The organism is Snodgrassella alvi (genome assembly GCF_002777855.1).
GTDB classification, from domain to species: Bacteria; Pseudomonadota; Gammaproteobacteria; order Burkholderiales; family Neisseriaceae; genus Snodgrassella; species Snodgrassella alvi_E.
The window spans coordinates 473371-495384 of record NZ_MEIK01000034.1 but is presented as its reverse complement, the minus strand read 5'-3'; the positions used below and the strand labels follow the sequence as shown (position 1 = coordinate 495384).

The following is a 22014-nucleotide window of genomic DNA, read 5'->3' as shown; positions in this document are numbered from 1 at the left end:
TGTTATGACTTCAAAACATGATTTTGAAAAATATGCTAATTTAAGCCCATTTGAATTGAAAAATCATTTGATTGACTTGGCACAGAGCCGCAATGACCGCATGATGCTGAATGCTGGCCGTGGTAACCCCAACTTTCTGGCTACTTTGCCCCGTAATGCATTTTTTGAATTAGGTCTGTTTGCTACTGAAGAGTCTGAAATCTCTTTCTCTTTCTTAGACCAGAATATCGGCGGAATGCCATTTAAAGATGATTTGATGGCTCGCTTCGACGATTTCATTCGTCGCAACCGCCACAAACCTGGTGTGGACTTCCTGAGTAAAGCCATGTCTTACGTGCGTGACCAGCTTGGCTACAATCAGCATCAGTTTTTGCTGGAAATGACTGAAGGCATTCTGGGCTGCAACTATCCCGTACCAGACCGCATGCTGCGTTTGTCTGAAGAAATCGTTAAAACCTACGTTCTTGAAGAAATGGGCGCCAAAACACTGGCTAACGATGATATCGACTTATTTGCCACCGAAGGTGGTACCGCCGCTATGGCCTATATTTTCAGCTCGCTGAAACAGAATGGTCTGATTCGTAAAGGTGACAAAATTGCTCTGGGTGCCCCAATTTTCACGCCTTATCTGGAAATTCCAGAACTGAATGATTACGAACTGGAAGAAGTATTAATCAATGCTGATCCGAAACTGGACTGGCAGTATCCTGAAAGCGAACTGCGTAAACTAGAAGATCCTTCTATCAAAGCATTCTATCTGGTTAATCCGTCCAATCCACCTTCAGTGAAAATGGACGACCGCAGTCTCCAGATTATCGCGGACATCGTGAAAAAACGTCCTGACTTGATTATCTTGACTGATGACGTATACGGTACTTTTGCTGAGAACTTTGAGTCTCTGTTTACCATGTGTCCGTACAACACCATTCTGGTTTACTCTTTCTCCAAATACTTTGGTGCAACCGGTTGGCGTTTGGGCGTAATTGCCATGGCCAAAGAAAATGTACTAGATAAGAAAATTGCAGAACTGCCTGAAGAAGAACGCAAAATTCTGCATGAACGTTACTTGTCTATTACGCCGGAACCAGAAAAACTGAAACTGATTGACCGTATGGTAGCTGATAGCCGTGCTGTAGCGCTGAACCACACTGCTGGTCTGTCTACTCCGCAGCAGGTACAGATGGTACTGTTCTCTCTGGCTGAAATGATGGATACCAAGAAACAGTATAAAGACGCATTGATGGCTCTGATTCGCAATCGCAGCGCCGCTATGTACAAACAGCTGGGTATCAAACACGAGTTCAACGAAAACAGCGTAGATTACTATACTCTGGTGGATATGGAAGATACTGCCCGTCAGTTGTATGGTAACGAGTTTGCTGAATGGGTAGTTAAAACCAAAAACCCAAATGAACTGCTGTTCAGAATTGCAGATGAATCCGGCGTAGTATTGTTACCTGGTAAAGGCTTTGCAGTACGTCACCCATCTGGTCGTGTATCTCTGGCCAACCTGAACGAATACCAGTACAAAGCCATCGGTGCTTCACTGCATAAACTGGCTTGCGAGTATTACGAAGAATTTAAAGCCAGCAAATAATTAATTTTGTTTGAGCTTTAAATCAGCGCCGTACTTTAGAAAGTACGGCGCTATTATGTTCGCCTTTATTACGCACAGCTTTTGTTTTAGCTAGTATATTAGTATAGTTTAGTATAATTATTTAGTTGATTTATATGGAGGAGAACAGAATGCGAATACATATTATTGTGCACGAAAATTTTGAGCAGCCGGCAGTATGCCTCGAATGGGCGCAAAGTAGGGGGCATACAATTTCGTTATCTGCTATTTATCAGGGAGATAAAGTGCCAACATCTGCCGATGGCTTTGATATGCTCATTATCATGGGTGGCCCTCAGTCACCACTAACTACAATACAGGATTGTGCCTATTTTGACAGTGCTGCTGAGCAGCACCTTATCCGCCAAGCCATTGATAATGGTAAAGCAGTACTGGGAATTTGTTTGGGAGCACAATTAATCGGACAAGCGCTGGGCGGTATGGTAGAAAGCAGCCCAAATAAGGAAATCGGTAACTTTCCGATTCAGCTTACAGCGGCAGGTCTAGCCGATGAGATGATAGAACATTTTGGTCAGGAATTGACTGTGGGCCACTGGCATGGAGATATGCCTGGACTACCTCCAAAGGCACAGATTCTAGCTTATAGTACTGGTTGTCCACGCCAGATTATCCGGTTTGCGCCAATAGCATACGGATTTCAGTGTCATCTTGAATTCAACCGGGCAGCAATTGAATCATTAATTCCCCATTCAAAGGCTGATTTGCAGCATGCCGGACAGTATCCGTATATACAGCCTGCTTCTGAAATTTTGGACTATGATTACGAACCCATGAATCAGAAACTATATGTTTTTCTGGATAAATTATTGCATAGATATCAGACACAGAAGCATTAATACTCAGCAAAATGCTTAAACCAGCTCTAAGCCTTGTTGGTAAAAAAACGGTTGATTGCGTTTTGAGCCTGTTCTTTCAAAGCTGGTGTGAGAGCAGTTTGTAGTTGTTTGCATACCATAGCAATAACGGCAATATCGTCGGTGAAACCAAGCGGCCCTAGAAAGTCTGGTATGAGGTCTATTGGGCTCAAAAAGTAAAGTAAGGCACCTAGAATCAACATTTTACTGCGTAAAGGCGTCTGAGGGGATTTAAATAGCAGAAATAACGAGTACAGCTGTATAACCACTGGTTTGCCCAAACGCAAAGCATTTCTGGACAGTTTGGCAAAAAAGCTCTGCTCATTAACCCATCCATGCAGATTGACCACACTTTTGGAAAAAAACTTCATAGCAATGTGTTTTCTAAATAAAGGATTTATTTTAAATTTGACGGTGACAAAACCACTTTTACTCGTGCTTGATGGCGTTGCTGGTAAAAACGGACATCAAACCACCAAAAAGCCGATTTTTTTACCGACCAGAATTGTTGTGGCAGCCAGACGCCATTAAGAAGATAAGCACAAAACTGGCCAATCCATGGCTGATGCCCTACCCATATCTGAGTGGATGTAGGGGGCTGCTGTTGCAGAAACGTTGCTAGATCAAGCGGGTGGCAGTCCGGATTGAATAATTTGTTTACAGTAAACGGCTGCTTCAGATAACGAGCAGTTTGCTGAGACCTGACAGCTTCTGAACAGTAAATTTGACGATTATCCGGCAGATGCTGACGCAGCCATTGCGCGCTCAGCTTTGCTTGCAGTTGGCCTTTAATAGTGAGTTTGCGTGCCATATCCTCCCAGTTATCCTCAGCTTCGGCATGGCGCCATAAAATTAAGTCCATTTCTTACTCCTTTGGATTATGGTGTCAGAGTGCAGTGTACTGTTATGCTTATGTTACAATTGTTTGGTTTCCATTCTCAGTTTGATAGTAGAGCTAACCAGATGGTCTGGCAATGTCACCCCGACTATCTTTGTATTTTTTAATCAAGCATTAACATTGGAAGACTAAACTGGCGTGAATCGATTTTCTGTAGAAGGTAAACTGCGGCAGAATCAATGCTGGCGGCTGGCGGACCGTCTGCAAGTTTATATGCAGTTAATGCGTATAGACCGTCCTATCGGCACATTATTGCTGCTCTGGCCCACGTGGTGGGCACTGTGGATTGCAGGTGATGGCCATCCAGACTGGATAACGGTGATGGTATTTACTGTTGGTACTTTTTTAATGCGCAGTGCAGGCTGTGTGATCAACGATTATGCCGACCGCGACTTTGACGGTGCGGTAGACCGTACTAATCAACGCCCGTTTGCTTTGAAAAAAGTGAGCAAAAAAGAAGCGCTTTTGCTTACGCTGGTGCTGTGTATTTTGGCTGCACTGTGTCTGTTGCCATTGAATCGGCTTACTTGGTTGATGAGTATACCGGCTTTGTTTTTGGCTATGACTTATCCCTTTACCAAGCGCTTTTTTCCGCTGCCGCAACTATATCTTGGCCTCGCATTTTCTTTCGGTATTCCGATGGCTTTTGCAGCAGTGAGCAATCAGGTACCCATGATTGCATGGGTATTACTCGCAGCCAATACATTATGGACTCTGGCCTACGATACCATTTACGCGATGGCAGATAAGGAGGACGACCTGAAAATTGGCATCCGTACTTCTGCTATCACTTTCGGGCAGCATGATATCACTGCAGTAATGTTGTGCCATCTTGGCTTTGATATATTCATGATTATTGCTGGCGGGATGATTCAGGCCACTATATGGTACTGGCTTGCTTTGCCGCTGGTGCTGGTTTTACAGTATATACAGTGGCGGAATATTCGCACACGAGACCGCAAAATATGCTTTGCTATGTTTTTACGTAACAACCGTATCGGACTTATCTGGTTTGTAGGGCTATTGCTGCATTATTGGCTAGGCCAGCCTTAATACATAACCGTCTATGCAATTAGAAGATAATATAATTGGGTAATTGATTAATAGTAATTGAAGAAATTGCACATCCTGTAGCTCAAGGGTTTAAGACCCGCTGCAATGAGCAATTTGATAGGAATAGAAAATGAGCATGAGTTTAATTGGGGATATATTACCGGTTTCACACGTGGTTCTCGATTTAAATGTTAGCAGTAAAAAAAGATTGTTTGAGGAAGCCGGAAAACTATTATCCGAGCAGGCCGGTCTGTCGCAAGAAGATGTATTTAATTGCCTGTTTGCACGTGAAAAACTGGGTTCTACAGCTTTAGGCAAAGGCGTTGCTATTCCCCATGGTAGAACTAGTACCGTAAAAGATACTGTAGGCGCGTTTTTCCGGCTGCAAACTCCCATAGCCTTTGATGCACCGGATGAGCAACCTGTAAACATGGTGTTTGTGCTATTAGTGCCGGAAAATGCTTCCACTAAACATCTGAATGTATTATCAGAGCTGGCAGGAAAATTTTCCCAGAAATCAGTTCGCAATGCACTTTTGTCTGCTACCAGTGCTGAAAGTGTGCGCGATATACTTGTTGCCGAAGAGCTATAAGGACAGACTTTTATGCCCAGCATATCGGTACGGCGTTTGTATCATGATAACCAGACTAAGCTTAAATTGGCGTGGTCTGCCGGCACCGCTGGCGCTGATAACCGCATCAGTATCGATGCTGATAAACCGGTATTGGCTCTTGTCGGCCATTTAAACTTTATCCATCCCAATCAGATACAGGTAATCGGTATTGCCGAAGTTGAGTATTTGAATAAGATTGAGGCCGGAGAAATCAAAACTACCCTCAATGAATTATTCGACCTTACCATGTCTTTGATCATTGTGGCTAATGATTTACCCGTGCCTTATATGTTGCGTGATTATTGTCATACGCATAATGTGCCACTGTTAACATCGAAAACAGAAAGTCCCTTCCTGATGGATGTGCTGCGCATCTATCTGCAACGGGTACTGGCTGCCTCAACTGTTAAATACGGTGTTTTTTTAGATGTATTTGAAATCGGCGTACTTATTACCGGCCAGTCTGGACTAGGAAAAAGCGAGCTGGCACTGGAGTTGATATCCCGTGGCCATGGTCTGGTCGCAGATGATGCCGTAGAGCTGTACCGCATTGGGCCGGAAACGCTGGAAGGGCGCTGCCCTGCCATGCTGAAAGATTTTTTGGAAGTGCGTGGGCTAGGCGTGCTCAACATCCGTGCCATTTTCGGTGAAACCGCCGTGCGCCCGAAAAAACAGCTACAGCTCATCATCAATCTGGTACTTGCCGATGATAGCCATATGCAACGAATGGATCGTCTGAGTATCAAAAGTGAAACCGAAAGCATTCTGAATGTCTCTATACGTAGTGTGACCCTACCGGTGGCCGTAGGGCGCAATCTGGCCGTTTTGGTGGAAGCTGCAGTAAGTAATTTTGTTTTACAAATGAGAGGTAAAGACAGTACCAAGGAATTTTTGGATCGTCATAATTCAATGCTAAAAGAGGATGCGGTGAATCATGAGGATAATATTGATTAGCGGATTATCCGGTTCTGGAAAATCTATTGCTTTGCGTTTGCTGGAAGATGTTGGCTTTGTCTGTGTGGATAATCTACCAGTTAAGCTATTACCCGGTCTGATTGAGCATTATGCCGCTAGCCAAACAGCTCAATTGGGTGTAAGCGTAGATATTCGCTCACGCTTTAATCCAGCAGAAGTGTTAGAGCTAGTAAAAAGATTGCGGCAGCTAGGGCATCAGGTAGATCTGCTGTTTCTAACTTCATCGGTACCTGTTCTGCTGCGTCGTTTTTCAGAAACGCGCCGCAGCCATCCTCTGGCGCAAGAGCACCAGACACTGAATGAAAGTGTCGCTGCCGAACAGCAATATATGTCTACATTACAAAGCTTCGCTTATGTAATTGATACTTCTTTGCTCAACGTACCCCAGTTGCGCCGTCAAATACAGCAATGGTTGAATCTGCCGGTGGCACCCCTGCGTGTGGTACTAGAATCTTTTGGCTATAAATATGGAGTGCCAGCAGGACTGGACTTTGTCTTTGATGTACGCTTTCTTCCCAATCCTTATTACGATTTTGATTTGCGTCCTTTCACCGGACTGGATGAGCCAGTAAAAAATTTTTTTGCTCGCCAGCCGGTTATGGCAGAAATGATTGCAGATTTATCTGGTTTTTTATGCCGCTGGTTGCCCGAAATGGAAAAGGAAAGCCGCAGCTATGTTAATATCGGCATTGGTTGTACCGGCGGACAGCATCGCTCTGTATATATTGTTCAGGCACTCGCACAGCAGCTTAATGCATATTCGGTTATCATTCGGCATCGGCAGCTGGAATTGAGAAAAAATTCTGAAAAAACGGTATAATAAGTACAGTGAATTATTCAGGCAGCCTGAAATCAGGCTGCCTGTGTGTTTTCTGTGTAGGATTTTTTAGCAGACAAGGACAGTTTATGGCGATTCAATGGTATCCCGGGCACATGAATAAAGCCAAAAAAGCCATTGCCGAGCGTATTAAAAGTGTGGATATGGTTATTGAGGTACTGGATGCACGTTTACCGGCTTCAAGTGCCAATCCATTGCTGGCCAAGCTAGCTGCCGATAAACCCAAACTTAAAATACTTAATAAACAAGATTTAGCCGATCCAGAGCGTACTGAGCTATGGCTGACCGACTATCGCGCCCAGCCTCATACCAATGTACTGGCACTGGATGCATCAGAAAAACAGGCAGCAAGTAAAATCATTGCAGCGTGCCGATCACTGGTACCCAATCGCCATGGGTTAGACCGTCCGCTAAGAGTGCTTATTTGTGGTATTCCTAACGTAGGCAAATCCACATTGATTAATGGTATGCTGGGTAAACGCAGTGCCAAAACCGGCAATGAACCAGGTATCACCAAGGCAGAGCAGCGGCTAATATTGGCAGATGATTTCTGGTTATATGATACCCCCGGTATGCTGTGGCCTAAAATCATTGTCGAAGAAGCCGGTTATAATTTGGCCGCTAGTGGAGCAGTGGGTCGCAACGCACTAGATGAGGAAACAGTAACACTTGAATTACTAGATTATCTGCGCCGCCATTACCTTTCTTTACTGCAACTGAGATATCAGGCAGATTTGAGTGAAAGCCCGCACTGGCGTGATGACAATTGGCTAGAATGGATTGGTAAAAAACGCGGTGCCTTGTTAAGCGGAGGCCGCATTGATTACCAGAAAGCAGCTGAGCGTGTGCTCACCGATTTTCGCGATGGACTGATTGGCCGAATTACATTGGAAACCCCAAACCAATGGGCAGTGTGGCTGAAAAAAGGACAAATGCAGGAAGCTCAGCTAAAAGCTGAGCGCGCAGCCAAAAAAGCTGCACGGAAAAGTTGATCTCTTTTCTAGACCTTATCATGTCTGCACTGACAGCGTAGGAACTCATGGCTATGAATCATACAGTCTCTATCGAAGCTTTGATTGAAGCTGCATTACTCACCCAAAGTGAGGCACTTAGCGAGAAGCAATTGTGCTCACTCAGGGAGCCGCCATTATCAGCAGATGAACTGAGTAGTGTATTGTCTCATTTGCAGGAGTGTTGGCATGAACGCGCATTGAATTTGGTGCATTGTGCCGAAGGCTGGCGATTTCAGGTCACACCGGTAGCTTATCCGTTGCTGGCCAGTCTGGATGTGCAACGCACACCGCGCTATTCACGTGCAGTATTGGAAACACTAGCAATAATTGCCTATCAGCAGCCGGTTACACGTGGTGATATAGAAGCAATACGTGGCGTGGCTGTTTCCAGTAATGTGTTACAAACATTGCAGGATCGTGGCTGGATAGAGATTATCGGACAACGCGACAGCGTAGGGCGACCCAACTTATGGGCCACTACCGCTACATTTTTAAGTGATTTACAGCTGGAAGATTTAAATCAGCTTCCACCTTTAACCGAATTGGGTGAACTGGTTTTACCTGAATTAAGTGAACCTGCGGAAGTTTCAACAACCGCAGAAGAACCGTCGGATGACGGATCGGGAGTTTAAACATGAGTCAAGCCAACAAAAAATTAACCAAGCGCCAGATACGCGATGGTGTGGCCTCAAAGAGTAATAAAGTCAGCAGTAAAGGCCGGCAAAATAATAAGATAAAAAAGGTTGCATTAGAACATAAAAATGCAACTACTGGAAAAAATACCGCTTTCGAACAGAAAGTGGAAAACAAAGTACGTATTCAGCGTGCCAGAAAGCTGGTGCAGCGCACACCCAATCAAGATATATTGCAACGTTCCCGTATACTGAAAGAACAGCGTGTAAACTTGGAAAAAATGGAACCAGTGCGCTTGCAAAAAGCCCTGGCTGCTTCTGGAGTCGGTTCACGGCGTGAAATGGAGCAGTGGATCAGTCAAGGACAGGTGCGAGTAAATGGCAAAGTAGCGCAGTTAGGTGACAGAATCACGCCAGAAGATGAAGTCAGCGTAAGAGGTTCTGCGATTAATATTAAATGGCCAGATCGCCTGCCGCGCATCATGGTGTATTACAAGCAGGAAGGCGAGATTGTCAGCCGTGACGACCCGCAGGGGCGAATTAGTATATTTGATCGCCTGCCGCAAGCGGCCAGCAGCCGCTGGGTGGCAATCGGGCGTCTGGATATCAACACCTGCGGCTTACTGATACTGACAACTTCCGGTGAATTAGTGAACCGTTTTGCTCATCCGAGTTTTGAAGTTGAGCGTGAATATGCAGTACGCGTATTGGGTGAGCTCAGTGATGAGCAAAAACAAAACCTGCTAAATGGTGTAGAACTTGAAGATGGTATGGCAAAGGCTCAACATCTGTGGGAACAGGGTGGCGAAGGAGCCAATCGATGGTATAACATCATCATCAAAGAAGGGCGTAACCGTGAAGTACGGCGATTGTTTGAAAGTCAGGGTTTAACGGTAAGTCGATTAGTACGGGTACGCTTTGGTCCAATCTCCTTACCTAAACGTTTAAAACGCGGGCAGTATTATGAATTCAATGAATTTGAAGTTGCCGGTATCATGAAATGGGCAGGTTTGTATCAATCTGATTATGCAAGAAAAAAATAGATTCTTGGCATAAATTCTGAGCGTATAAGCATCCTATTTTATGTTATATCTGATTTACCCATGCAGGAAATTATTTACATAATTTCCTGCATTATTTGATTTTCATCAAAAAATTGTGTGATTTTTTATACAAATTAATCAAATGCTTTGTATTATTTTGCTAATCGGCGCAATATATAAGGTATATAAACTTTTGCATTATTCGTCTGGTTGTCCACATTCAAGAAAATGGAGTCAGAATGATTTCACCGATGCAGGTGCCTGAAATTGAGCACCGTACATTTGAATTGACACATTACGATGGGGTAACACGCACCGTATATTGTACTGATGTAGAAACAGAATTTCCTGATGGCTGTCTGATTACTTCTACTACAGATTTAAAGGGAATAATTACACATGCCAATGAAGTATTCGTGCATATGAGCGGCTGGTCGCGCGAAGAGCTAATGGGCGCTGAGCATTATATCCTGCGTCATCCCGATATGCCGAAAGTGGCTTATAAAGATTTGTGGGATACCGTGCAAGAGGGTAAGAAATGGCACGGCTATGTTAAAAACCTCCGTAAAGATGGTGGATTTTACTGGGTATATGCAACAATTGTGCCTAATATAAGGGATGGTGTGATTCAGGGATATACTTCAGTGAGGCGAAAACCATCTCGCAGCAAGGTGCTGGAAATGCAAAGTCTGTATGAAGGACTAATGAAAGAAGAACGGGGTAATTCATGACCATTAATTTTCTGATTGCACCAGATTTTCCCCCTGAATTCTATGCTGGCTGGCATTTTCTAAATACCCGTCTGCAACGCCTAATTGATGCCCCAGTGCACCTGTTTATGGCCAGCAATGCTGAAGAAGAGCAGCAGGAAATTGACAAAAACAATGTCGATATTATCTATGCAAATCCATTTAATGCTTCTAAGCTGATTAGAGAGTTGGGTTATTTGCCGGTCGTTCGTCCTGTTAATCGTTTCGATGAAATGGTTATTGCCAGTGCGGCTGACAGTGAAATCAAATCACTTCAGGATGTCAAACCCGGTATGAAGATTTTGTGTACCGAAAATTATGATGTCAAATTGATTGCTTTACGTCTACTGGAAGCAGTAGATATTGAAGAAAAAGACCTCACATGGGTAAAAAGTGAATCATTTTCAGCAGTGGCACGCGGTTTGATTCAGCACGAAGGTGATATAGGCTTATTTATGTCTTCCGCCTATCACAAGCTGACTTCAATTACACTCAGCCGCCTAAATTTGCTGATTGAAAGTAAAATCAATGATTTATATCATATGATTTTGCTACATCCGCGGCATGCAGATATGCTTGATACTTTACAGAATGCATTTACCTCCATGCATGAAACACCGGCAGGAGAAATGCTGCTGGAAGATCTGGGTCTGAATGATGGGTTTGCTGTTTTGAAGACAGAAGAGGTAGAATTACTGATCGACCTAATTGAAACATTACGCGATTAAACCTGCTGCAACCATTTTTATTTTATAATTAAAAACGCAACTTGTCAGACAACAGGTTGCGTTGTTTTTTGTAAGAGCAATGGTTATACGCGTGAGCAGTCCTGATATACAGACGAAAATATCTTTTCCCAGAATATTACTTGCCCCTATGCAGGGACTCATAGATGCACCTATGCGCGATTTATTAACTCGTATAGGTGGCTTTGATATATGTGTCACTGAATTTGTACGGATTACCCATACCTTGCACGGCAAGTCTATGTGGCTGAAATACATGCCAGAGTTGGCACAGAATAATCAGACTCAAGCCGGCACAGCTGTGGCCGTTCAGTTACTGGGCAGCCATGCTGAAAATATGGCTTTAAATGCATTGAAGGTAGTTAAATTAGGTGCCAACCATATAGATTTGAATTTTGGTTGTCCGGCTCCTACCGTCAATCAACATCAGGGTGGGGCCGTACTTTTGCAGTATCCAGAAAAAATCGAACAAATAGTTGCTACCGTACGTCAAAGTTTACCAGCTGAAATCAAACTGAGCGCAAAAATGCGACTGGGCTATGAACATAAAAATCTTGCACTAGAATGCGCTTACGCAATCGAACAGGGTGGTGCTGGTGAAGTCACCGTGCATGCACGTACAAAAACAGAAGGCTATCGGCCGCCCGCACACTGGGAATGGATAGGACGCATCCGCGAAGCTTTAAGCATTCCAGTTATTGCCAATGGCGATGTGTTCACTTTAACCGATTATCATCAGATACGCGAAATCAGTGGTTGTACCGATGTCATGCTCGGACGCGGTGCCGTTCAATGTCCGGACTTAGCAAGACAGATTGCCGCCACCAATCGGGGAATCAATCTTCCTGCTTTAACATGGACCGAAATTTTGCCATGGATTGAGGATTTTTTTAATGGCTGTTGTCAGCTAAGCAATAGCCATGTCAATTATCCGGTGGCACGTTTGAAACAATGGCTTGGCATGCTCAGACTGCACTATGCAGAAGCCGGAGAGTTATTCATACAACTACGTAAAATAACGACTATTGCCGACATTCAAAAAGAATTAAGTCTACTCACATCAGAAAATGGAATTTCGGTATGAACTACAAAATTATCCAGTCAGCCAGTAATACCGAACTCAAGCATCTGTCGCGGTTAATTGCACAATCACATTATCGACGTCAGCACCGGCTTGCTGTGGTGGAGGGTATACACCTGATTCAGACATTTATGCAGGCAGGTCACACCATCCACACAATGTATGTACCGCAAATTCGTGCAAATGATCCTGAAATAGTTGCCTTAATGAGAGAGCTACCGGCACAGCAAATTGTACTAGTTGCCGACCATTTGTTAGAGAAAATCAGCGATTTAACTCACTCAAAAGAACCAATTGCCATCTTATCCCTACCTACGCAGATTGAGGCATCTATAGATAACGATGTAGTTGTGTTAGAACGGGTACAAGATCCAGGAAATGTTGGTACGATTTTACGCAGCGCTCTTGCGGCCGGTGTTAAGCATATTGTGCTCAGTAAAGACAGTACTGACGTTTGGTCTCCAAAAGTCTTACGGGCCGCCATGGGTGCACATGCTTATCTTTCTATACAGACGGTTGCTGATTTGGATATTTGGCGTGAAGATTACGCTCATCCCTTATACGCTACCGCATTAAGCACTGCAGCCAGAAACTTGTACACACTGAATCTGACTCATCCTGTTGGCTGGCTATTTGGTAATGAAGGCAGTGGCTTAAGTGCAAAAATGCTACACAGCGCTACCGAGCATGTAATAATACCAATGATCGGACAAACAGAATCACTTAATGTTGCCATGGCTGCAACTGTCTGTTTATTTGAACAACAGCGTCAGCGACTGACGGCTGGCGGTACACTAAATTAACCAATTTATGTGTCCGGTACATGCAAATCAAAATTGTTCACATTTGAATAAGTCTGATTACACCGATAAACACCGCGGACAAACAGCCAGTTTGATGTTATCCTGCAACTCTTCCAGAACGTGGATATATAAGACATTTCGAGCATGAATAAACGGATTTTAACCATTATTGCCGCCATCGTGGCTGTCATATTGCTTGTTGTACTCGCCTTACCTTGCTATTTAGGGGTAAAAACGCAGCAAAGTATGGATGAACAACGCGATTTACTGGCTAAAAGCTCTTTTTTAATTATTGATAAACAAAGCTATCAGCGTGGATGGTTTACCTCTACTGAAACCATGCAGATTCGCTTTAAACCAAGCTTTTTTGCTGGTATTCAGCAACAGCTTCCTGATAATGTGCGTACCGTGTTACAACAGCCTATTACCGTGGTTAATCATGTACGGCATGGTTTATTTGCCGGCAGCATCCGGCCGGTACGAGCACATGTGGAAACAGAATTGCGCTTTACCCCGCAGGCGCAGCAGATTCTGGCTCGTTTTTTCGGGCAGGAAGCTCCGGTCAAACTTGAAAACACCATCAATCTGAGCGGCAGCGGGCAGATGCATGTAGTGATACCTAAATTCAATTATGAAGAATTGTCAGGTATTAAAATAAATTGGCAGGGCTTGGATTCTACTATTGATTACGCTGAAGATTTCAATAGTTATGACAGCCACACAGTCAGCCCTGGTCTGGACATGATTCTGTCGACCAAAGGCCGTGCTTCTTATCAGGATTTGCAGTTTACCAGTCATACTGAGCATGGAAAGACATCCCTGGCTCTTGGAAACAGTGACCTTAGCATAAAAGATATTACTTTTATTTGGAATGATACCGCTGACAACAACATCCGTCTGGATCAGCTGGTTAATCTGGTTACTAATCTGCAAATAGGTGCCTTTATCAGTCCGGCCGGCAATAATATGCCCACCAAAATCAATATTCAGAATTTGAAACTTTCTACATCCACCAAAGAGCAGGATCAATGGATTAATAGTCAGGGTAAATTCGGCTTCGAAAGAATGCAGTACGGCAATGATGTCTATGGCCCTCTGGATATTGATGCAGCCGCAGAACATTTGGATGCAGCCAGTCTGGTAGCCATCAATAACAAAATTACTCAGCTATCTACCCAGAACCTGAATAATGATCAGCTACGCGCAGCCATTGTTTCTGCCGTACGAAACGAAGGATTGGGTTTGTTTACGCATGATCCTTTAATCAAACTCAATACCTTTAACCTGCAAATGCCACAGGGATTGATTGATATTCATGGTAATCTTGGTTTTAAAAATCTGCTTGCATCTGATATGCAGCAACTGAGCACCATGCTGAATAAAACTGAATCCGAAATGGATTTTGCCATACCGCAGGCAATAATGGAAAATTTTGCCATTAGTCAGGCTAGAGCTTTGTTTACTGTTGATGCTAGTGCTGGCGGTGCAGAAGCGCTAGAGGATATCGACCAGACCATACGTCTGATGATTGATAGTGCAATTAAATCCATGCAGGCAAAAGGCTACATTCAGGTGAGCAACGGTATTGTGAAAACCCATCTGAAATTAATTAATGGCAAAGTTTACCTAAACGGCAAAATGTGGAATATAGAGCCGGAGCCAGAAACCGAACCTGATTATGCTGAACTGCCAGCTGCATCTGCAGTAGCCGCTAGTACAAGCCATTAGACTGTTACTTTAGTCATAATCAACAAACCCTCTTTATCTTTTTAGATAAAGAGGGTTTTGAATTAAGATTATTTATACAAGTACTGATATTTGTAATGCTTCTGAATATTGCACAGTTTTACTGCCCACGTAAAAATAAAGCATCTAAATCTTGCAAGCGCAATTTTACCCATGTCGGACGGCCATGATTACACTGATTAGCACGTTCAGTCTTTTCCATATCCCGCAGTAATGCATTCATTTCTGGTAAAGTTAATCTACGTCCAGCACGAACTGAACCATGGCAAGCAAGAGTAGAAAGAATTCGATTTTCACGTTCTTTTACTACATCACTGCTGCCAATAGTTATCATATCAGCCAATACCTGCTGTACTAGTCGCTGAATATCACTTTTTATCAACATGGCCGGAACAGAATGCACCACCAGCTGCTGGTTATTCTCAATCTGAATGTCTAAACCATATTCCCGCAGCGTAAGAGAATAGTCCTCTGCTGTAGCCACTTCTTCATTGCTCGCTTGAAAGCGTACTGGAATGAGTAGGGTCTGACTACTCACTTTACCTGTAGCATCGCGTTGTTGTTTCATCTTTTCATAATTTACCCGTTCAGCAGTAGCATGCATGTCTACCAAAATGAGTGCTTCTTCAGCTTGAGCCAGAATATAAATATCCAGTAACTGAGCAATGGCATAGCCCAATGGCGGAATATCCGTATCATTTACTGTTGTCTGCTGCGTTGTTGAAGCTGTTGCTACACCTCGAGCCTGTTCCCACATTACGAGTTCACTATCTGCTTCCGACTCAAAATTGTCCGCTATAGAATTGTCTGTCGTAGACGGTTCCTGTTTATATAGCTGCGCATAAGTGTTCAGAGCAGCTTGCGATTCTCTTAGACTCAAGTTACGCTGCAGTGGCGTATGGCTGCGCTGATAAGGAGCCGGAGTCTTCTGTAAATTGCTTTTATTTTCAGAAGTAGCAAATAGCTGCTGTACATCAGCCGGTTGCTTTTGCATGATGTCAGCCAGTACGGTGGCTGGTTGCGAAACTGATTCGGTTTGAGCGGCATTTGTTGCTGCCAGACATTTATTCAGAGCATGGAAAATAAGCTGATGTACGGCCTGACTCTGCCGGAAGCGTACTTCCGATTTAGTAGGGTGCACATTGGCATCGACCTCTGTTGGTGGCAGAGTTAAAAAAAGCACGAATGCCGGTGTGAGCGCCTGATGCAAAACATCGTTATAAGCTTGTTTTACAGCATGTAAGATGATTTTGTCACGTACAAAGCGCTGATTAACAAATATATATTGCTGACTGGATTTTCCCTGCATAAAGGTCGGTTTGCCAATCAGCCCATACACACGCATGGTATTCATGCTTTCGTCCACATTTAGACTGGCAGCAGCAAAATCTGTACCCATAATAGCGGTACAGCGCTCAAACAGCGATTGAGCTGGAAGACTAATAATATCTTTGCCATTATGCTGCAAATCAAAAGCCACATCAGGATGTGCCATCGCCAGACGCTCAACCATAGTGCGGCAATGGGCAAATTCGGTACCTGCAGATTTGAGAAATTGTCGTCTGGCCGGAGTATTGAAAAAGAGTTCCACTGCTTCTACTGTAGTACCAGCCGCATGAGCAGCAGCTTTGATAGGGCTGAGCCGGCCATCTTCTGCGTATATCTGCGTGGCATGGTTGGCATCAGCAGTGCGACTGGTTAAGGTCAGACGGCTTACAGAAGCGATGCTGGCCAGACCTTCACCGCGAAAACCCATGCTCACAACTTTTTCTAAATCTTCCAAACTGCCGATTTTACTCGTGGCATGGCGATGCAGAGCAAGCGGTATATCGGATTCACTCATGCCTTGTCCATCATCTGTCACACACAAACGTTTGATACCACCAGCTTCCAGTTTTATATCAATATGGCTAGCACCAGCATCGAGACTGTTTTCAATAATCTCTTTTAGCGCATTGGCCGGACGTTCAATTACCTCACCGGCAGCTATCTGGTTGATTAAATGATCTGATAACAGATGTATCTGGCTCATATTTTTCCTGTAAATAGTTATTCAGCAGCAGATAAAAAATTATTTGTTTGTGCCTTTGCCCAGCTTATGGCGCATGATTTCAATAATTGCCGGTAGCAGTGAGATAGCAATAATGATTATCAGGGCCAAAGATAGATTCTCTTTGATGAACGGCAGATTGCCAAAAAAATAGCCTGCATATGAAAAGAGCACCACCCAGAGAATAGCACCAATACAGTTATAGCGAAAAAAATGACCGTAATGCATGTGCCCCATACCGGCCACAAAGGGGGCAAAAGTGCGCACAATTGGGACAAAACGAGCAATAATTATGGTCTTTCCACCATGTTTTGCATAAAACTCCTGAGTTTTGTGCAAATAAATCTGCTTAAATATCCGCGACTGTGGATTGGCAAACAGATGTGCACCGAATTTCTGACCCACATAAAAATTAACTGCGTCGCCAATAATAGCTGCCAGCAGTAATAACACTACCATACAATGAATATTCATTTCCCCGACGGCAGCAATACCACCAGCAGCAAACAATAATGAATCACCAGGTAGAAAAGGGGTAACCACCAACCCCGTCTCACAAAATATCAACGCAAACAGAATCACATAAATCCAGACACCATATTGAGAGACAATAAATTGCAGGTGCTGGTCAATATGTAAAATAAAATCAATCAGAGCAGAGATAATATGCATATGCTAAGGCGGCAAAATAAAAGGGAGTATTTTAACGCAAAGCTTTCCGCGAAAGCAGGAATATGCATGTTAAAATCAAAATCATGACAACCAGTCTCCAAATAGAGGCTGATACACATCAATTTAATCTACAGAATAAACTATGAGCCAATATGTGTACTCCATGCTGCGCGTAAGTAAAACCGTGCCGCCACAGAAACAAATTATCAAAGACATTTCCTTGTCGTTTTTTCCTGGCGCCAAAATTGGCCTGCTGGGTCTGAACGGTGCAGGTAAATCCACCGTACTGAAAATCATGGCCGGTGTAGACACCGAATTTGAAGGCGAAGCCATTCCAATGAGTGGCATTAAAATCGGCTATTTACCACAAGAACCCCAACTGGACGCTAATAAAACTGTGAGGGAAGAAGTTGAATCCGGATTGGGCGATGTGGCTACCGCGCAAAAGAAACTGGAAGAAGTTTATGCTGCCTACGCCGAACCGGACGCAGATTTTGATGCGCTGGCTGAGGAACAGGCTCGTTTGGAAGCCATCATTTCAGCAGGAGCTGGTGACAATATAGAGCATCAGCTGGAAATTGCTGCAGACGCCTTACGGCTGCCGGAATGGGATGCCCTTATCGGCAATCTCTCTGGCGGTGAAAAACGTCGTGTGGCTTTGTGCAAACTACTATTGAGCAAACCAGACATGCTCTTACTGGACGAACCTACCAACCATCTGGACGCCGAATCGGTAGAATGGCTGGAACAATTTTTGGTTCGTTTTCCTGGTACTGTAGTAGCTGTAACGCACGATCGTTATTTTTTGGACAATGCTGCTGAATGGATTCTGGAATTAGACCGCGGTCACGGCATTCCATGGAAAGGTAACTACAGCTCATGGCTGGAACAAAAAGAAGCCAGACTGGAACACGAAGCCAAAGCCGAAGCAGCGCGAATAAAAGCTATGAAACATGAGCTTGAATGGGTGCGACAAAACGCCCGTGGGCGTCAGGCCAAGTCCAAAGCTCGATTGGCACGTTTCGAAGAAATGAGTAACTACGAATATCAAAAACGCAATGAAACGCAGGAAATCTTTATTCCTGTAGCAGAGCGTCTGGGAAATGAAGTTATCGAATTCGAACACGTCAGCAAAAGTTTTGGCGACAAAATACTAATTGATGATTTGAGTTTTAAAATCCCGCCGGGAGCCATTGTCGGCATCATTGGACCAAATGGAGCTGGTAAGTCCACTTTATTCAAAATGATTACCGGACAGGAACAACCAGATCAGGGACAAGTGAAGATTGGTCAGACTGTTAAACTTTCTGTTGTAGATCAGAGCCGGCATGGCCTGCATGAAGATAAAACCGTTTTTGACGAAATTGCCGAAGGCAGGGATATTTTACAGGTAGGACAGTTTGAAATACCGGCACGAGCCTATCTAGGAAGGTTTAACTTTAAAGGGAGTGACCAGAGCAAAATCGTCGGCAAACTCTCCGGCGGTGAGCGCGGTCGGCTGCATCTGGCCAAAACTCTAATTTCTGGCGGCAATGTGCTTTTGCTGGATGAACCCTCCAATGATTTGGATGTAGAAACCCTGCGCGCGCTCGAAGATGCTTTATTAGAATTTGCTGGCTGTGTACTAGTGGTATCCCACGATCGTTGGTTCCTCGACCGTATTGCCACCCATATATTAGCGGCAGAAGGCGATTCGAAATGGGTCTTCTTCGATGGTAATTATCAAGAATATGAAGCAGATAAAAAACGCCGTCTGGGTGAGGAAGGTGCCAAACCCAAACGTATCCGTTATAAACCGGTTACCCGCTAATTAGCTTTGGCCGGTTCAGCGATCGCAATAAATCTATCCTGGCCGGCCTTTAGTTTATAGGCATATTAAATCCATTTATGCCCTTACCCAAAATCACGTCAATGATTAATCAGCACAAAAGCACTTGAAAAACGCTGGTTCAGCACCATTTTCTCATCCAATTTTATAGCATATTTACAGGAAAGATTGAGGCATTACATGGCTGAAGTTTATGATTCTTCTCCGGTGCAGCCAACAACTATGGCAATGTTGCCCCTACGCGACGTTGTTGTTTACCCGCACATGGTACTGCCCCTTTTTGTCGGGCGCGAAAAATCTATAGCAGCGTTGGATGCAGCTGTGGAGCATGACGAGCCCGTATTCTTACTGGCACAGAAAAATGCCGATACAGATGAACCACATGCAGAAGATATGTATGCAATGGGTACTGTAGCCAACATTCTGCAAGTACTCAAACTACCAGATGGCACAGTTAAAGTGCTGGTAGAAGGTCTGTATCGTGCACAAGTACAGTATATAGATGAGAGCGGCCCTTACGCCGAAGCGCACATAGAAAAATGTGCCGACATCAATACCGATTCTCATGATGATGAAGCATTACGCCGTACATTGCTTTCCCAGTTTGACCAACTGGCAAAGTTAAACAAAAAAATTCCTGCTGAGGTAGTGACTACCATTCATGGGATTGAAGATTTAAGTAGACTTGCTGATACTATTGCCGCCCATTTGCAACTTAAACTAGATCAGCGTCAGCAAATATTGTCTATGATAAATGTTACAGCAAGACTGGAACATTTATTGCATTTGCTTGAATCAGAACTGGACATCCTTCAGGTAGAAAAACGTATTCGAGGCCGCGTCAAACGGCAGATGGAAAAATCTCAGCGGGAATACTATCTGAATGAACAGGTAAAAGCGATTCAGAAAGAGCTGGGTGAAGAAGATGATGATCTGGTTAATCTGGAAACTCAAATTCGTGACGCTGGCATGAGCAAAGAAGCTGAAGAAAAATGTCTTTCTGAATTCAAAAAATTACGCATGATGCCACCGATGTCAGCAGAGTCTACCGTAGTTCGCAACTACATTGACACTCTGCTGGAGCTTCCGTGGAAGAAAAAATCTAAAGTAAGCAAGGACATTGCCAAAGCAGACCTAATTCTGAATGCAGATCACTACGGATTAGAAAAGGTCAAAGAGCGTATTCTTGAATACCTTGCCGTGCAGAAACGCATGAATCAGCTTAAAGGTCCTATTTTGTGTCTCGTAGGACCACCGGGTGTAGGTAAAACCTCACTGGGCGAATCCATAGCTAAGGCTACAGGACGAAAATATGTACGCATGGCATTAGGCGGTGTGCACGATGAAAGTGAAATCCGTGGCCACCGGCGCACTTATATTGGTTCCATGCCTGGTAAAATTCTGCAAAACATGGCCAAAGCCGGTGTGAAAAACCCACTGTTTTTGTTGGATGAAATTGATAAATTAGGTAATGATTTTCGGGGTGATCCAGCCAGTGCTTTACTGGAAGTGCTGGATCCTGAACAAAACCATTCATTTTCTGACCACTATGCAGAAGTAGAATTTGATTTGTCGGATGTAATGTTTATTGCCACATCCAACAGTCTTAACATCCCTTCTCCTTTGCTTGATCGCATGGAAATTATTCGTCTTTCTGGCTATACCGAAGACGAAAAAATCAATATTGCCATGAAATATTTAGTGGCTAAGCAAATCAAACAGAACGGTGTACGGGAAGGCGAAATCAGCATAGAAGAATCTGCAGTACGCGATATTATCCGCTATTACACTCGTGAAGCCGGTGTTCGCTCATTAGATCGAGAAATAGCCAAAATTTGCCGTAAAGTAGTGATGAAACAGGCTGTTGCAGAAGAAAAACTTAGTGCCGGTAAAGCTAAAAAAACCAAAACCAAGCCTGAAGCAATCGTAATTAATGCTGATAATCTGCATGATTATCTGGGTGTTCGCCGCTTTGATTATGGTGTTGCAGAAAATGAAAACCGTGTTGGTCAGGTTACCGGGCTGGCTTGGACTGAAGTCGGTGGTGAGCTTTTAACCATTGAGGCAAGCAAATTTCGTGGTAAAGGCAATATTTTGCGCACCGGTAAGCTTGGTGATGTTATGCAAGAATCTGTTAGTGCTGCATGGAGCGTGGTACGTTCTCGGGCTGAAAGCTTAGGCATTGAACCTGATTTTTATGAGAAAAACGATATTCATGTTCATGTACCCGAAGGAGCGACACCTAAAGATGGACCCAGTGCTGGCAGTGCCATCACACTGGCTTTGGTCTCTGCGTTTACCGGTATTCCGGTACGTGCAGATGTGGCAATGACTGGTGAAATCACTTTGCGCGGCGAAATATTGCCTATTGGCGGTCTTAAAGAAAAGCTGTTGGCTGCATTACGAGGTGGTATCAAACATGTGTTGATTCCAAAAGACAATGTCAAAGATTTGGAAGAAATTCCTGCCAACATCTGCGAAAAACTCACTATTCACCCGGTACAGTGGATTGATGAGGTGCTTAATCTCGGTCTGGCTTATCCGCCTACTCCATGGACAAGCGTGCCTGAAGAAGGAGTAATAGCTAAATCTGCGGCCAAGTCAACTACTAAAACCGTAAAACATTGATATGCAGCCATTCACCAACACTAATTGGTGAATGGCTTTGTTTTTGGCATGATTTAACCTTATGCAGCGGTGACGATGCTTGACATAAAGAATTTGGGCTTGTTATAAAGTAATCGTAATGTATTGTTCAGGTTCCACTGCACATATGGTTCCTGA

20 protein-coding genes are annotated in these 22014 nt (G+C 43.9%); 16 read left to right on the top strand and 4 right to left on the bottom strand.

Annotated elements, in window-relative coordinates:
- Positions 1-4: 4 nt before the first annotated feature.
- Positions 5-1597 (top strand): bifunctional aspartate transaminase/aspartate 4-decarboxylase, encoded by a 1593-nt coding sequence (locus BHC43_RS08065; RefSeq protein ID WP_100140570.1) that lies wholly within the window; start codon positions 5-7, stop codon positions 1595-1597.
- Between the two features lie 149 nt (positions 1598-1746).
- Positions 1747-2472 carry a glutamine amidotransferase-related protein gene (locus BHC43_RS08060; RefSeq protein ID WP_100157038.1) on the top strand — a complete coding sequence of 242 codons (726 nt, stop codon included), beginning with the start codon at positions 1747-1749 and terminating at the stop codon, positions 2470-2472.
- Positions 2473-2498: 26 nt separating this feature from the next.
- Here BHC43_RS08060 and BHC43_RS08055 read toward each other — a convergent pair whose 3' ends face one another.
- Both BHC43_RS08055 and BHC43_RS08050 read right to left on the bottom strand, forming a co-directional pair.
- On the bottom strand, positions 2499-2861 hold the full coding sequence (locus tag BHC43_RS08055) for a YkvA family protein (RefSeq protein WP_100157037.1): 363 nt from the start codon (positions 2859-2861) through the stop codon (positions 2499-2501).
- Positions 2862-2887: 26 nt separating this feature from the next.
- Positions 2888-3352, bottom strand: coding sequence for a SixA phosphatase family protein (locus BHC43_RS08050; RefSeq protein ID WP_100140573.1), 465 nt, complete (start codon positions 3350-3352; stop codon positions 2888-2890).
- 249 nt (positions 3353-3601) lie between these two features.
- On the opposite strand from BHC43_RS08050, the gene ubiA reads away from it, so the two are divergent.
- The 12 genes from ubiA to BHC43_RS07990 all read left to right on the top strand — a co-directional run bounded on the left by ubiA (position 3602) and on the right by BHC43_RS07990 (position 14662).
- Positions 3602-4441 (top strand): 4-hydroxybenzoate octaprenyltransferase, encoded by an 840-nt coding sequence (gene ubiA / locus BHC43_RS08045; protein ID WP_100157093.1) that lies wholly within the window; start codon positions 3602-3604, stop codon positions 4439-4441.
- A gap of 136 nt (positions 4442-4577) precedes the next feature.
- Positions 4578-5033, top strand: a complete 456-nt coding sequence (ptsN, locus tag BHC43_RS08040) for a PTS IIA-like nitrogen regulatory protein PtsN (protein WP_100140674.1) — start codon at positions 4578-4580, stop codon at positions 5031-5033.
- 12 nt (positions 5034-5045) lie between these two features.
- Positions 5046-6008, top strand: a complete 963-nt coding sequence (hprK, locus tag BHC43_RS08035) for an HPr(Ser) kinase/phosphatase (RefSeq protein WP_100140574.1) — start codon at positions 5046-5048, stop codon at positions 6006-6008.
- Positions 5989-6849: an RNase adapter RapZ gene (gene rapZ / locus BHC43_RS08030; RefSeq protein WP_100157036.1), complete on the top strand. Its 861-nt coding sequence runs from the start codon at positions 5989-5991 to the stop codon at positions 6847-6849. Before hprK ends, rapZ begins: the two co-directional genes overlap by 20 nt.
- 86 nt (positions 6850-6935) lie before the next feature.
- Positions 6936-7859, top strand: a complete 924-nt coding sequence (gene ylqF / locus BHC43_RS08025) for a ribosome biogenesis GTPase YlqF (protein WP_100157035.1) — start codon at positions 6936-6938, stop codon at positions 7857-7859.
- 53 nt (positions 7860-7912) lie between these two features.
- Positions 7913-8512 carry an SMC-Scp complex subunit ScpB gene (gene scpB, locus BHC43_RS08020; RefSeq protein ID WP_100140675.1) on the top strand — a complete coding sequence of 200 codons (600 nt, stop codon included), beginning with the start codon at positions 7913-7915 and terminating at the stop codon, positions 8510-8512.
- A 2-nt stretch (positions 8513-8514) separates the two neighbouring features.
- Positions 8515-9555 (top strand): pseudouridine synthase, encoded by a 1041-nt coding sequence (locus tag BHC43_RS08015; protein WP_100157034.1) that lies wholly within the window; start codon positions 8515-8517, stop codon positions 9553-9555.
- A 239-nt stretch (positions 9556-9794) separates the two neighbouring features.
- Entirely contained in the window at positions 9795-10286 is a 492-nt protein-coding gene (locus tag BHC43_RS08010) for a PAS domain-containing protein (protein WP_257378004.1), read from the top strand.
- The gene (locus BHC43_RS08005; RefSeq protein ID WP_100140578.1) at positions 10283-11032 is read left to right on the top strand and encodes a PhnD/SsuA/transferrin family substrate-binding protein; all 750 of its coding nucleotides are present in this window, start codon (positions 10283-10285) and stop codon (positions 11030-11032) included. The genes BHC43_RS08010 and BHC43_RS08005 overlap by 4 nt, the downstream gene beginning before the upstream one ends.
- A 79-nt stretch (positions 11033-11111) precedes the next feature.
- Positions 11112-12134, top strand: a complete 1023-nt coding sequence (locus BHC43_RS08000; RefSeq protein WP_100157033.1) for a tRNA dihydrouridine synthase — start codon at positions 11112-11114, stop codon at positions 12132-12134.
- Positions 12131-12934, top strand: coding sequence for a TrmH family RNA methyltransferase (locus tag BHC43_RS07995; protein ID WP_100157032.1), 804 nt, complete (start codon positions 12131-12133; stop codon positions 12932-12934). The genes BHC43_RS08000 and BHC43_RS07995 overlap by 4 nt, the downstream gene beginning before the upstream one ends.
- A gap of 144 nt (positions 12935-13078) precedes the next feature.
- A complete protein-coding gene (locus BHC43_RS07990) occupies positions 13079-14662 on the top strand; it encodes a YdgA family protein (RefSeq protein WP_100157031.1) in 1584 nt (527 codons plus the stop codon).
- A gap of 118 nt (positions 14663-14780) precedes the next feature.
- On the opposite strand, the gene mutL is transcribed toward BHC43_RS07990, so the two are convergent.
- Both mutL and BHC43_RS07980 read right to left on the bottom strand, forming a co-directional pair.
- Positions 14781-16712 carry a DNA mismatch repair endonuclease MutL gene (mutL, locus tag BHC43_RS07985; protein WP_100157030.1) on the bottom strand — a complete coding sequence of 644 codons (1932 nt, stop codon included), beginning with the start codon at positions 16710-16712 and terminating at the stop codon, positions 14781-14783.
- A gap of 39 nt (positions 16713-16751) precedes the next feature.
- Positions 16752-17396 carry a DedA family protein gene (locus BHC43_RS07980; RefSeq protein ID WP_100157092.1) on the bottom strand — a complete coding sequence of 215 codons (645 nt, stop codon included), beginning with the start codon at positions 17394-17396 and terminating at the stop codon, positions 16752-16754.
- A gap of 148 nt (positions 17397-17544) precedes the next feature.
- Between BHC43_RS07980 and ettA the strand changes: the two genes are divergently transcribed.
- Both ettA and lon read left to right on the top strand, forming a co-directional pair.
- On the top strand, positions 17545-19212 hold the full coding sequence (ettA, locus tag BHC43_RS07975) for an energy-dependent translational throttle protein EttA (RefSeq protein ID WP_100157029.1): 1668 nt from the start codon (positions 17545-17547) through the stop codon (positions 19210-19212).
- A gap of 240 nt (positions 19213-19452) precedes the next feature.
- Positions 19453-21858 carry an endopeptidase La gene (gene lon, locus BHC43_RS07970; protein WP_100140678.1) on the top strand — a complete coding sequence of 802 codons (2406 nt, stop codon included), beginning with the start codon at positions 19453-19455 and terminating at the stop codon, positions 21856-21858.
- The last annotated feature ends 156 nt before the right edge of the window (positions 21859-22014 follow it).